Source organism: Anoxybacillus sp. B2M1, from assembly GCF_001634265.1.
Classification (GTDB): domain Bacteria; phylum Bacillota; class Bacilli; order Bacillales; family Anoxybacillaceae; genus Anoxybacteroides; species Anoxybacteroides rupiense.
In genome coordinates this window covers 781278-794638 of the sequence record NZ_CP015435.1, presented here as the reverse complement: position 1 = coordinate 794638, position 13361 = coordinate 781278, and the positions used below count along the sequence as shown (strand labels likewise).

Here is a 13361-nt window from a genome sequence, read left to right as displayed (position 1 = left end):
TAAAAAAGATAAGGGGGATGTTTCGCTGATGATGAAATTATTTACTGACAGTGATTTAGATGGGGTAGGTTGCGGCTTATTAGCTACTCTTGCCTTTGGAAGCGAGGTTGATGTTTCCTACTGTTCGTATCGAAATTTGAACGAACGGGTAAGGAGTTTTCTTGAGAATCGTCAGCATGATTCCGCATTTGTATGGATCACCGATTTAGCTGTCAATCATGAGATAGAAGAAATGCTGGACCACCGATTTAAAACCGGCAAGCATGTACAAATGATTGATCATCACATCACGGCTCTTCATTTTAATCGACATCCATGGGGATGGGTGGTACCTGTAGATGAATGCGGAAAGAAGACATGTGCTACTTCTTTGTTTTATGAATATCTCATCCGGGAACAAAAATTAGAAAGAAAAGAAATATTGGATGAATTCGTTGAACTTGTCCGTCAATATGACACGTGGGAATGGGATGAAAATAACAATGTACGGGCGAAGCATTTAAATGATTTATTATCTATGCTTGGCATTGATGAGTTTGTTAGGCAAATGCTCGAACGACTACAAAAGGAGTCATCGTTTGCGTTTACTGATTTAGAAGCGTTTGTGCTGCAAATCGAAGAAAAGAAAATCCAACGCTATATTCGCCTTAAACAAAAGCAAATCGTTCAAACATGGATTGAAGGTCGTTGTGTCGGGATTGTTTTTGCAGAACAGTATATATCAGAATTAGGAAATGCTTTATCTAAACGACTTCCTCATCTAGATATGATTGCGATGGTCAATCCGGGAACAAAGCATATCGGCTTTCGCACTATCCATGATGAGGTGAACGTCGCAGAATTTGCCCAAAGATTTGGCGGAGGCGGTCATCCAAAAGCTTCAGGCTGTTCAGCCGATGCGGATGCGTTTCTGCGCTTTGCCGTACCTGCTTTTCAGCTTCCTTCGGTTTATCTTGATGCTGAACAAAACCGTTTCAATCAGAAGGAGCATGCTGCGGGAATCTTCTTTAAAAATCATCAAGATCAGTGGCTTTTGACTGCTTTTTGCGATGAGCAGAAAAAATGGAAGGTATGGGGAGCTGCTTTAGTGCCTGCGGTTTCTTTTTCTACATTTGAAGAAGCGGAACGATGGATGAAACGAAGCTTTGCCGCAGGCATAGCGGATGATGCGTTGGTGATCGATTATTTATGCCAGCAATTATCGTGGTCAAAGGATGAAGTAATGGCCCGCTATACAGAAGCTGTGGAACAATATAAAAACCAACACAACTGAGAGTGAAAAGATCTCAGCAACTTTTTTCACGTGTGGCGCTTTCGCTACACGTTTTTTATTGCGATTGAATATGGTGGAAAACAGGGAAGTAGCACAACACGAAAAGCTTGGAGCGGAAGAGATCGTTTTTTTCTTAATATTAATAATAAATAATGGAAAGGGAGGAAACCACATATGGTTGTAGATATACCTGTCCAAATTCGGACTGCACATGTAAAACAAAAGCGAATGGAGTTATATTATCCGATTGTATACGGATTGCCAAATAAAGAGGCAGAGCACAAAATCAATTATGAAATTACGTCGTTAATGAAAAAATTAATGGTTCAGCAAGGATTTTATCAAAATCCGCTAACGGAGATCACAGGAAGCTATGAGTTGAAAACGAACGAAAGAGGCGTGTTAAGCTTAACTATGAGCAACTATGCTTATTCAGGAGGAGCTCATGGAATGACCGTTGTAAAAGGTCTGACCTTTGATACGAAAACAGGCAAGAAATATTCCCTTCATGAGTTATTTTTACCTCAAGCCGATTATGTTAAGGCATTATCAAGTATCGTAGCAAAACAAATTAAAGAGCGGGATATTTTTCTTTTAAATCCGCCTTTTAAGGAGATATCTTCAAATCAAGACTTTTATATCTCAGATAAGGCTCTTGTGCTTTTTTATCAATTGTATGAATTAACCGCCTATGCATATGGAATCCCTTACTTTCCGATTTCTGTGTATGAAATTCAACCGCTCATTAACGAGCAGTCTCCATTAGGAAAAATGCTTTAATGTAAAAATGGTGGATAAAAAGTTAACACAACTGTAACAGTTTATTAGTTTTAATGGACACAGATTTTCTCTATAATAGTAGATGGGAGGTGAGATTATTGAAACAGTATGTATTTATTTTTTATACAGATCATCCGAAGGGATCGATGTGGGAGGAAACGATTCATGCAGCTGGCATGATGGAAGCGTTTTTAAAAGCCAAAAAACTTTTAGCAGCATATGAAAAAGAAAAACAGGCTTCCGTTCGTGTTCAATATAAAGGTGTGCGCTACCACAGTATCGATATTGCTTAATTCGCTTGGAAGGATTGAATCGCAATGCTTCAAACGCATCCATACATCAACAGCGTAAAAGACATTGACGTGCAGTGGATCCGTGTAGAAATCATCATGGAAAGCCGCTGCACGTTTCATTTTTCTTTTTTGTCTCAATTTAATGAGTTTACTTCATATTTGAGATAATTCTCGTATAACTTCCTATAATTTATATTATGTAAACTAAATGATTTCTGCACAAATAGAGGGTTTCTTCCCTCAAGTGCCCATAAAATCAATTATTCGGAACTTGTTAACCTAAGTTCCGAATAATTTTTTGTGTCTACGAATTATCATTGTTTTTTTACCGATTATCAGCTGGAGGTGTTTTTTATGTTGTTTCGACAAGACATTGATGAATTTGAATTCGCGTGGTTTACATAAGATATTTAAAGAAATCTTACAAAAAGCAGGTCTGCCACCTAATAAACGATTCTTCAACAACGTTAAAAACCAAGAGCTGCTACGATGAGAGCTCCTGAACACATAGAACCTATTAATTGCTCCGAACTATTTAATTTAAGTCTTTTGAGGTAATTTTCATCTTTAATAAAGCTTTCTTGTTCCCGGACCACTCGCAAACAGAATGGCATCTGCATTTCCTAATTGATCAATTATAGAGTGGACTGGTACTGTTAAGCCGGTGACAGACCGATGAAAATCTTTCGTTCTGTAAATTTTGACGGTCCATCCACGTTCTTTAACGCGATTTAATAAATCCCAAGGCAAAAACACATCAATATCGGTAAAATCATCAAAAGTTACAAATCCTTTTACTTAATCAACCTGTCCTGTGAGACAGACATAAAGCGATCTTCACCACAGATGATAAAAGTTAACTCGTTCTTTCATGGGAATTGAATAAGGGATTATTCTTTTTAACATTCTTCAGTCGAGAAGTCTCCCACTTCTAAATCTTGCGAAGCTTGATGAAAGTGGGAGATGAATCGACTTCGGACAAGGACAGGCTTTTGCCTGTTCAATTGTCTGACCCTGTGGTAAAATAAACCTATGTCGTTCTTTCATAACTGGATATAGGAGGTTGCATGGAGAAAATAAAATGCGAAAACCAAGCGGATCCTTCCATGCGTAAAATATCCAAGGTACAAAAGAACTCCGAATTGTCGGACATCTAGGGTTGGAACGACCCGAAGTCACGCTCAGGGAGACGAAAGGCGGCTTTCGTCGTGGAACTGAGAAGCTCCCACTTCAAGCTTTAGCTAAGTGGTGAGTAGTTCACACTCATTCCATTCCTCACGAAGAATACCCATTCGGATGGAATCATAGTATTCACCATTATAGTAGCGGCATTTTCTCATTCTACCTTCTAATCGCATTCCCAATTTTTCTGCACATCTTATCATTCGTGGATTTCCAGACCAAGTCGTCAGACCCACTCTCTCGATGGTTAGATTTTCAAAGAGATAGTCAATCCATAAAGACATTGCTTCCGTTCCAAATCCACCATTCCAATGTTCAGGAGAATATATGACGATTCCCATTTCAAGCCATCGTGTACGTTGATCCTCCCAATAATAGCTAACCATACCTATAATTTGACCTTGATATTCTATAATCATTTGACTTGGTACATCCGTAACATTCATTTTTTCTTTCATTCTCTTAGAAAACTTTTCAAAGGTGCAAAATTCAAGCGGATAATAAGGAGCGTCGTACTTTTTCCATTCTGGATTCTCCACACCGTATATCAGGTTATATAGAATTGGCAGATCATCCTGTGTTGGTGTGCGCAGAGATATTCTTTTTCCTGTCAGCGACAACTTTTGTAACATATATCCACCCCCTATCTTACAGAATTCAACAATCCATGCTATTATCCCTTCTATAAAAGACTTTATTATCGTTAATTATTGATTTTCGACCAAATGAAAAAGCCACCTTATGATGTAAGGTAGCTTTTTTGTACATATTTTATTTAAATATCGGACCCTTAGTTCAATAACCCTTCGTTACTTTCTTTAACCCCGAGTATATATAATGGTTCTTACCGAAAATAAATACTTCTTTTTCCTTAGTGAAACCAATCTTCTCTGCCACACGAATGGATGGAACATTTCTTGGATCAATAATACTGATCAGCTTATTTAAACCCAATTTGTAAAACGCATATTCCTTGCACGCTTTGGCTGCTTCTGTTGCGAATCTCTTTGACCAATACTTTTTTATTCATGTGATATCCAATCTCCACCTCAATACTGTCATTTATTTTTTGTTTAACAAGACCACAATCACCTATCAATTCATTCGTTTCCTTCAAACAAACCGCCCATAATCCATAACCATCATTCCGATATCTATCTTGATTTCGTTTAATCCAGTCTTGAGTTTGCTCAATACTAAAGGGAGCTGGATAAAACTTCATGGTTTCTGGGTCAGAAAAAATATGATGTAGAGGAGTAATATCTTCATCTTCATACTGTCTTAATATCAACCTTTGTGTTTCAAGAACAACCATTTCCCCATCCCCTTTTGTTTAACGTTTTATTTGATTTAAGATAATGAATTCCTTGCTCCTTCAACCTTTCTGCTCCCTTAGCCAACCATGAAGCAGGCTTCACCACAGATGATGGAAGGTAACTAGTTCTTCCATGGGAGACAATCATGTCGCATCTATACGGCACCATCAGGAGAATGAAAAAGGATAGCTTAATAAAAAAACTACTGGATACACTAACTGATTTCATAAACTAACCATTCAGACAATTGACCACCCATTTTGTTGTAAAGAGATTGAGCAACTAAATTATCCTTTGCAGTTTCCCATGTCATGTAGGCAAAATCATTCTCTCTTATATAAGACAAGCATGTTTGAAACAGTTTCTCGCCTAGTTTTTGCCCTCTTGCTTCTGGTATCACAAACAAGTCATTTAAAATAGCCATTCTTTTCACCTGAAGAGTGCTAAAGGAGAAATACAGGGTTGTAAAACCTAATAATTTTCCATCTTGTTCTGCAACAAATTGTATTCCATTCGCGGGGTTATCCAATAAATGCTGTATCAATCCTTTAAGTGACTCTTCAGTCGGTCTAGGTCTTTTATAAAAATCAACAATGTATTGATACATTAAATTTAAAAGTTGCGGAATATCTTCTTGATTAGCTGTTCTGATAGCTAAATCCCCCATCTCTTTTCCCCTCCATTGTATCTTTATAAATTTCTTTTAAACATTCCTGCCTCGTTAGCTTGAGAAGTAAAGAGTTGCCACAGCAACCCCAATGGAATCGTTTATTCATAAAAAGGTTGATTATGTTCTAGTCATGCCTTTTGCAACAGATTCAACAATTCTTGTTCTGAAACGGGATGATAAAGGGCATGATCCGCATTAGTCATTACAGCCCAGTATCTGTCACCGTATGACCAGTGCCACCATTCCGTGAAGTAGTTAACAAAACCAACAGACTGAAGAGCGTGTGCGAGGATCTGGCGATTTTGCATTGCTTGTACGCTGATGTTGGTTGCATCAAAAAAAGTTGTGTTGTCCGTTTCTTGTGGTATGGCATCATATGGTGTGCCAAGATCCAATTCGCTACCATTGGAGTCAATCAGGGTTAAGTCTACTGCACCACCTGTTGGATGAGGTGCTACATCAAGAGGTGCTACGTATTTGGATACCTCAGCCATTAAATGATCTAAATCTTGATTTGAAGAATTTTCTTTTACCCGTTGTAATGCCCGCTCAAAGGCTCGCTGTTGAATATGTAAAGGCCTGTATCCTTCCTTAATGAGAAAACGGATACCTTTTGGAAGGAATTTTTTAGCTAAGGACAGTTTATTAGCTACGGAAAGACGGACAAAAGAAAAGTAACGACTCCTGTTAGAAAGAGATGGATCCACAGCGATATCTGGATCAAAGTGAACAAGGTCAACAAATGGTTCTTGAGAAGGATGTACATTCATTGAGGAAACTAATGGATCACTCATTAAAATTTTTCTTAATTCTTTCATAAAATATCCCCTTCTTGTAATGATTTAGCTACCTACAAAAACTCCAGATTCCTCCGTTCAATCTCTCAGCAAACAAATCTAAATCTTTAATATGACCGACAACATTTTCTATTATATATGATTCAACCCATATTCTCTAAAACATTCCGAAAATTCTATCGTAGAACTATACTGCTCCGTTGGCTACCCATGAAGTGGGCTTCACCACAGATGTTGGAGTTAATTTGTTTTTCCATAGGGGCTTAATAGAGGGGCTTAATAGGAACCCAAAAAATTCGTTTGAAGCTCTTCCTCTATAACCTTCCTCACCTTGTTATCCAAATAAACTTTATAAGCCTTTGCCTTTGGTCTAGAACTAACTATATTACTTATGTTTTGTTCAATATAATGGATGGCAACTCCATCATCTGCTGCAATACCAGCTTGTATGGCTCCAGAATAAATTAGTTTATGATACGAAGGTCTTCTGTCTAACTCTCCATCATAATGCGGACAATTACTCCCCTTTAGAAAACCTAAGCATTTAATTGGTTCTAATCACTCTCCAAATGAATCTGTGACGCCTTCCTCGAACCAACATATAGAACCAGCACTAATGCCAGCTAAAACAATCCCTTGGTTCCAAGCTTTTCTCAAAATATTATCTAAACCCCACTCTTTCCATAAAACTAATAAGTTCCTTGTATTTCCCCCACCAACATATATATAATGATCTGAATCCCCGCTGGCAGTGGGGATAAAACAAATCTTTGGAGTAGTTTTCTTTGCTTGTTTCAATATGTAAAGATCTAATAACGGGTTATCCGGTTCCATTGAGAAACCTCCACCGCCTAGAACAATGATTTGCCGCATCTTATTCCTTCCTTTCTAAAAAGAACTATTATCTTAGTAATCTTATCCAATTTTTTGGCGTAATTATCATTTTTTTATACGAATTATCAAAGTTTATACGCGATTATTAAGTTAACTTACTTTTTTATCATTTTTTTATCGTTTCACTTTATATTATGTAAACTAAAATCTGAAAATATAAAAGTAGTTATTCGCTACTTAACTTCCCTTTCTTTATAAGCAACAGCCTGTTTTGTTCTTTTTAGTTTCTGAATTTTACATATTTTACTATCTTGTATATAGACAAATAAGAACGCATTTGCTAATGTTTACATAAATAATCTCGATCTCGATGAGTTACTGATGAAGATGTTTCATGAGTTTTATCCCAATGAAAAAGAGAAGAAAAGATAAAAGACCTCCCCTTTAGTTAGCCTAAAGGGGATTTTGATATCCTTACTGCTTATATGTTTGTGAGGATACAAGGAAGCTTCAGCTATTCTTCGGACAAAGGATTGTATATCTTTCTTAATTAATACTGCCAGTTTACATTTACTGTTCCTGTTGTACTCGTAGGTGTAGTATAAACGTGATTGGAACCGCTTTCCCAAATAACATTGCCACTTCCGTCTTTTTTAATAAACTTAAACTCAATTGTCTTTCCTTCTGGTACGCTGACATCAACATACCATGTAGGATAGGAGTAAATAACTTGGTTAAATAATGGACCAATTGCTTTGCTTGTATTCCAATTGCCAAGTTCATGCACATTACCGACAAGATAAACGTTTTCTCCCCAGTTTGTGTTGGCGTTGTTTACAACAAAACGAACAGATACTTGGTCATTCGTTAATACTTCAAAATTATCATAGGCAGCGCTCACTTGCCCTCCGGATGTTTGGACGGTAATGTTATATTTTCCTGCAGGTATATTCGGTACAGTTACAGTGATTTGATTGTTAGACCAAGACACTACGGATGCGACTGTGTTTCCGAATTTCACGGTACCAACATTTGTTCCGAATCCTTCACCGTCAATGGTTAATTTGTGACCGACCTGCCCCATCATCGGTCCAATATGACCAATAATTGGCACACTTTCTGCTGCACTATATGTCCATACACCAACTTCCCCTGGTCCTAAGTTAAATGCGTTAACTGCCCCATTTGAACCGACTTGAATTGTATTTCCGTCTAAAAGAGCGCCAAGCTGATCCGTATAGGTTCCTGATGGTAATGCTGTAAATAGGCCAGTAATCGAATAGCTTTTGCTTAAACTGCGATTAACAGCGACTAACACAACATCTTTTCCAAACTGTCTCTCATAAATGTATACATCACTATTAATCCATCTCTGTTCTGTATCGCCATAAGAGAGCGCCGGATTGCTTCGTCGAAGGGAAGATAGTTTCTGAATTACTTGATAAGCACGGGTATTTTTATTAAATGAAGTCATCATTTTACGGTTATTAGGATCACCGTTTCCAGTCATATATTGTTCCGTACCATAATAAATATTCGGCACACCACGGGATGTCAATAAAACGGCGAGTGCTATATCAACCTTGCGTGGATCTCCCTCGTCAACCATAAACCGATCCATATCATGATTGTCTATGAATGTTACTTGATCGATAACCTCATCGTATGCCGATGCTGTATCTTGAATCATTTGGTTAAATCCATACCAATCATCGCTGTTATTGCGCAATACTTGGCGAAGCTTTTGTCCGAAACGAAAATCAAGTAAACTCATTCCACTTTCATTCGCGAAGAAGTGATTATTGGAATCAACTTCATTTTCTGACAAAAACCATTCCCCAAATGTAAAGACAGGACGATAGTCATAAACCTCATCCATGAACGATTTTTGCCAGCCGAATGGCATGTGCTTAACCGCATCCATGCGAATACCGTCAATCCCCATATCGAGCCACAATTTTATCGCATCTTTTAAATATTTATCAATAAATTGATTTTGATGATTAAAGTCTGCCAAATCAAACAAATTCCGATAAATACCATCCTCTAAGTTTGAAAACGTCGTTCCGCCATTGTGATGGAAATAACTATTGGTATCATTTGTGTAACCACCAATTAACGTACCGTTATCATAAAGACGACCATTTTCCATATAAGAAGGATTAGTTTCTGAAGCAGGAGAAGTATGATTCGGTGCAAAGTCAATGATTACTTTTATTCCTTTAGCATGTGCGGCATCGACTAAGCGTTGGAAATCACTTAGGGTACCGAAGAAGGGGTTCGTCTTTTTAAAGTCACGTGCCCAATAACCGTGGTATGATGTAGAGCCATCGGCATCGTTCATAACAGCAAATACATTTTCCACTGGTTGGGATATCCATATCGCTGTTACACCCATTTCTGTTAAATATCCATCGTTAATTTTGTTAATAATACCTTGCCAATCACCACCGCAATACTTGCGTAAATTCGTACATCCTGAGCTAAATAAGGATCCACTTGGATTATTAGATGTATTTCCATCCACAAAGCGGTCTACCACAATTTGATAAACAATATCCGATGTAAAGTTTACCTTATTAAGATTTCCAGCTGCTTCAACGGTAACTTTCTGTGTATCAGAAACCAAAAAAAATGCGCTGAATACAAGTGACATGCTCAAAACCACCGAAAGCCATCTTTTCATGCAATGATCCTCCTTATACTTAATAATAGCTTTTAAAATGGTAGAGTTGCTAAGGATGACCTCACCTCCTAATATATAAAAACCCCGTCATATCAATAAAGATACGACGGGGTTGTGTTTCCATCTCCAATCAATGAAAACAAGCATTGCCCTCAGATTGAAACACCAACAACGAAGTCATTTTTATAATATTCTGTCTGTTATTTCTTGTCAAGACGGTAAGTGGCAAGGAAGGTAAAAAGGAACAAGAATTATTATTTCGTCTTAAGAAGTTGTTTTCCAACTCCCTTTCCCCGGCTCACATCTCGAACATACGCACTCACCTCTCAGCGATCTGATACCTTACTTTTACACTAGCCTTTAATGCCTTCTTCATCTTCAGCGACTACACATAAATTTGCGGCAATAGTCGATTCCCATTTTTCTAATGACGGTACTGTCGTTTCAACGTTGCTTGTCCTGCCGCGCAATTCCTTGCTACGAATATTCATATTAAAAATCCCTCCTTATTTTCATTTTCGCTAAATTTGTAAGCATTATGTCATTATTTTAATCTTAATTTTTGTAAGATATCTTTATACACTTTGACCATTCATATAACTTCATTCATGTTCTAATTTGTTTATCAAACTTTTTGCTTCTTTAGCATCTCCCTTTAAATACAATTATAGTTCCCTTCTGCCTATTTGAAGGGAACCTCCGCATGGCTAAAAATATAAACGAAGCTAAAAACATCAACCGCTGATGGTGAACGTCTTGAAAAGTAATCACGTGATGGTTAATTTGGTGACTTTCGCTTTTTTGAGATTACAATCCTCTTCCTCATTATTGTTCTGTGGCAAGTGCTTCTCTATCCTCCGCCATTGGTGGCTGTTCCACCCATTTGTTTTTAATCATCAGACTAAACGCATCCTCCATATACTGCGCAAGTTCCGCCATGAACCTTGCATAATGAAGGGATAAGTCCGCACGCTGGCAAGATCCTATCGCTGTTCCATACAGAGATAAGGTAGTAGAACCAAAAAGTGTCTTATGATACATCATCAAGCGATCAGAAAAAGGGGCAACAGTAGAATTTGTAATTTCCGCTTCCTCTGATTTTGGAGTAGAGAGCTGTTCTTGAGATAAGATGGATTCCATGACTTCAATTTGTTTCGTGTAAATTTCTACCCCTCTCCATAAATGTTTGCTGACTTCTTTGGATTGAGCTACTTGAGCGAAAGCCATCGTAAAGGCTTTGCTTAGCTGAATTTTTTTCAAATCCCAATATACATGGCTAATCTCTATACAGCTGAGCGGCCTTTTTCCTCCTAGAAAACTTCCCATAAAACGTTTACTTTCAATAAACTCCACCTCTTTACGAGGATAGATGTATGGGGGCCTTGATACAAATCCTTTTTGCAATAGTAGATCGATGGACTGATTAAAGAGTTCCATCGATTCATCTTCACATTGAATAAAGTAATCCCTTACATCTTTACGTATCGCTGTAGCAATGGCACCAGCATACAAAGCCATTCCGTTAACCGCCATTAAGTACGTGTAAGTTAAACAAATTTCGTCTGAAAACAGCCTAGGAGCACTCAGATTGACATCGGCCTCATTAAATCCGTGAGGAATCGGGAACTCATCTTGACTTAAATAGTCCTTTACTTTTGTTATGTGACTTTCTGCTAATTTAAAGGCAAACTCTAGAATAGGACGAATAGATGCATCCTTCACAATATTCAGCATGTATTTGTAAACACAGACGGCCATTGTGTCACTTTGATATTGCGACCAAAGGGCAGCAATTTCTGGGGCGGTTAGCCTTATATAATGGGGTGTTTGTTTGCTTACATTGTCAATCTGCTGGTTCATATGTTGTATCCCTCCACCAATCTTTGTTTCGTGTATGTATTATTATGCACAGAAACAGATTTCTCATATGTGGTATTATTCCCGTTGATTTGTAAAATAACATAAATAAAAATCATGTCGTTTATGCATACTACTTTTAATTATGGATTAAGCACGATTTGGCCATTCCTAAATAAATAAGACAGGAAGCTTATTTGCTCCTGTCAAGTTTATTTTTTAAAACATGGATTTTAGTTTATAAAAGAAAAATAACCAATTAGGGATCATATATGATGGGAAAGTTAGATAACAATTCTGCTTTTCGATTCCTCGTTTATTGTATGAATTTGACCCATTTCTTCTCCTCTTATCTATAACTAAATGTAACAATGATTTCGGACTGAAAAGCTTCAACGTTTACTTGAAGGTTATCAATTTTTTTAGTTCCTAAATTTTTCATGAAAGTCTCTAGGCTATTGTAATTCATCCAAAACTCCTGATGTGAGTGATAAAGAGGGTACACATACGCAAATACCTTTTCCCCTGTTCCTTGTCCAAACAAGGCTGCCAAACTGTTTTTTAATTTGTCTTTGATGTATGTTTCGGCGTATTCCCCTTTTATCCGATTGTGATAGTCATCCCACAGACGATTGATGAACAAGGAGATGACAATTTTATCACTGTGATTAGAATAATGAGGCTTTTGATAGGCTTGGTCCCACATTAGAAAAGAAAAATTATAATTAGCTTTTGCTATAAAAGCGGGATTTCTCCCAAATTGAATCGCCACTCTCGACTCTGCCGCGTTGCTAGAATTGTAGGATACTTTTGTGTAATAGCGGGTATCTACCAGTGACTGTACCACACTGTAAATTTGCCGCTGGATGTACGGATTGATTTTGCTGCCAGGCAATTTTGGGTTCATGTTGTCAAAATAGAAAGCGCCATTTTTCACTTGGAAGGTTTCAAATGAGAGATGATCTTTGTATTTTTCCACCTTAAAAGGACTACCCGTTAAAGCGCGATAAATGAACGCTGCCATTTGGGCTCGCGTGACATAATGGTTGGGCTTGAAGGTCAGATCCATATATCCGTTAGTGACCTCGCTTGCGGCCAACTTATCGATATAGGAATATGCCCAGAACTTAGCGTTCACGTCTTTAAAATCTACCGGATAGTCGCTTTTTAAATGAAAGGCCTCTACAAGCACTTTGGCCATTTGCGCGCGAGTTAACGGTTTATCCGGACCGAATTTGCCGCTATCATCCCCTTTGAAAATTCCTTCGTTAACGGCCGCTTGGATATAATCATAATCCGGATGGTCTTTGGCCATATCAGGGAAATGAACATCCTTATACTTCGGATTGTTGATATTTAGTTTTAAGGCTTTAACGAGCATTCTAGCGGCTTTTGCCCGTGTAATATTCTCATTCGGATAATAGTTGTTTCCCTTTAGAGCTTCTGCAATCCCTTGATTCAACAAATATTGAATTTCTTCAAAAGCCCAATAAGTCGAATTCACGTCGTTAAATGCCTTGATTTGAGCGGCTTCAACACGTTGTAACCGACGAGAAAAATTGAACAGTTTTCGCTAAATAAGAGTGAACACTTTTCTGGAAATTCCAGCGTAATCCCTATCACTTGACATGGAGCCTCTGCGTACAAGATATTTCCTAAAAAGCGAGCAACAA

At 37.8% G+C, this 13361-nt stretch carries 10 protein-coding genes and 2 pseudogenes; 3 read left to right on the top strand and 9 right to left on the bottom strand.

Annotation, left to right across the window (positions count from 1 at the left end):
- Nucleotides 1–28: 28 nt before the first annotated feature.
- From GFC28_RS03845 to GFC28_RS03835, 3 genes are all read left to right on the top strand, one after another.
- Complete coding sequence (locus tag GFC28_RS03845) at nucleotides 29–1273, top strand: DHH family phosphoesterase (protein ID WP_044742127.1); 1245 nt, start codon at nucleotides 29–31, stop codon at nucleotides 1271–1273.
- A 174-nt stretch (nucleotides 1274–1447) separates the two neighbouring features.
- Nucleotides 1448–2053, top strand: coding sequence for a DUF3298 and DUF4163 domain-containing protein (locus GFC28_RS03840; protein WP_044742126.1), 606 nt, complete (start codon nucleotides 1448–1450; stop codon nucleotides 2051–2053).
- A gap of 98 nt (nucleotides 2054–2151) precedes the next feature.
- On the top strand, nucleotides 2152–2346 hold the full coding sequence (locus GFC28_RS03835) for a hypothetical protein (RefSeq protein WP_044742125.1): 195 nt from the start codon (nucleotides 2152–2154) through the stop codon (nucleotides 2344–2346).
- Nucleotides 2347–3587: 1241 nt separating this feature from the next.
- Here GFC28_RS03835 and GFC28_RS03825 read toward each other — a convergent pair.
- From GFC28_RS03825 to GFC28_RS03785, 9 genes and pseudogenes are all read right to left on the bottom strand, one after another.
- Nucleotides 3588–4160 (bottom strand): GNAT family N-acetyltransferase, encoded by a 573-nt coding sequence (locus GFC28_RS03825; protein WP_044746788.1) that lies wholly within the window; start codon nucleotides 4158–4160, stop codon nucleotides 3588–3590.
- Nucleotides 4161–4323: 163 nt separating this feature from the next.
- Nucleotides 4324–4843, bottom strand: a pseudogene (locus GFC28_RS03820) (GNAT family N-acetyltransferase).
- Nucleotides 4844–5058: 215 nt separating this feature from the next.
- Nucleotides 5059–5511 (bottom strand): GNAT family N-acetyltransferase, encoded by a 453-nt coding sequence (locus GFC28_RS03815; RefSeq protein WP_044746789.1) that lies wholly within the window; start codon nucleotides 5509–5511, stop codon nucleotides 5059–5061.
- A gap of 131 nt (nucleotides 5512–5642) precedes the next feature.
- Nucleotides 5643–6332 (bottom strand): M15 family metallopeptidase, encoded by a 690-nt coding sequence (locus GFC28_RS03810; RefSeq protein WP_044746790.1) that lies wholly within the window; start codon nucleotides 6330–6332, stop codon nucleotides 5643–5645.
- A gap of 255 nt (nucleotides 6333–6587) precedes the next feature.
- A pseudogene (locus GFC28_RS03805) lies at nucleotides 6588–7184 on the bottom strand (Type 1 glutamine amidotransferase-like domain-containing protein).
- A gap of 511 nt (nucleotides 7185–7695) precedes the next feature.
- Nucleotides 7696–9831 carry an alpha-amylase family glycosyl hydrolase gene (locus GFC28_RS03800; protein WP_044746791.1) on the bottom strand — a complete coding sequence of 712 codons (2136 nt, stop codon included), beginning with the start codon at nucleotides 9829–9831 and terminating at the stop codon, nucleotides 7696–7698.
- A gap of 353 nt (nucleotides 9832–10184) precedes the next feature.
- On the bottom strand, nucleotides 10185–10322 hold the full coding sequence (locus tag GFC28_RS19680; protein ID WP_231883437.1) for a hypothetical protein: 138 nt from the start codon (nucleotides 10320–10322) through the stop codon (nucleotides 10185–10187).
- A gap of 334 nt (nucleotides 10323–10656) precedes the next feature.
- The gene (locus GFC28_RS03790; RefSeq protein ID WP_044746792.1) at nucleotides 10657–11691 is read right to left on the bottom strand and encodes a DUF3231 family protein; all 1035 of its coding nucleotides are present in this window, start codon (nucleotides 11689–11691) and stop codon (nucleotides 10657–10659) included.
- 346 nt (nucleotides 11692–12037) lie between these two features.
- Complete coding sequence (locus tag GFC28_RS03785; RefSeq protein WP_066329438.1) at nucleotides 12038–13192, bottom strand: S-layer homology domain-containing protein; 1155 nt, start codon at nucleotides 13190–13192, stop codon at nucleotides 12038–12040.
- Nucleotides 13193–13361: the final 169 nt, after the last annotated feature.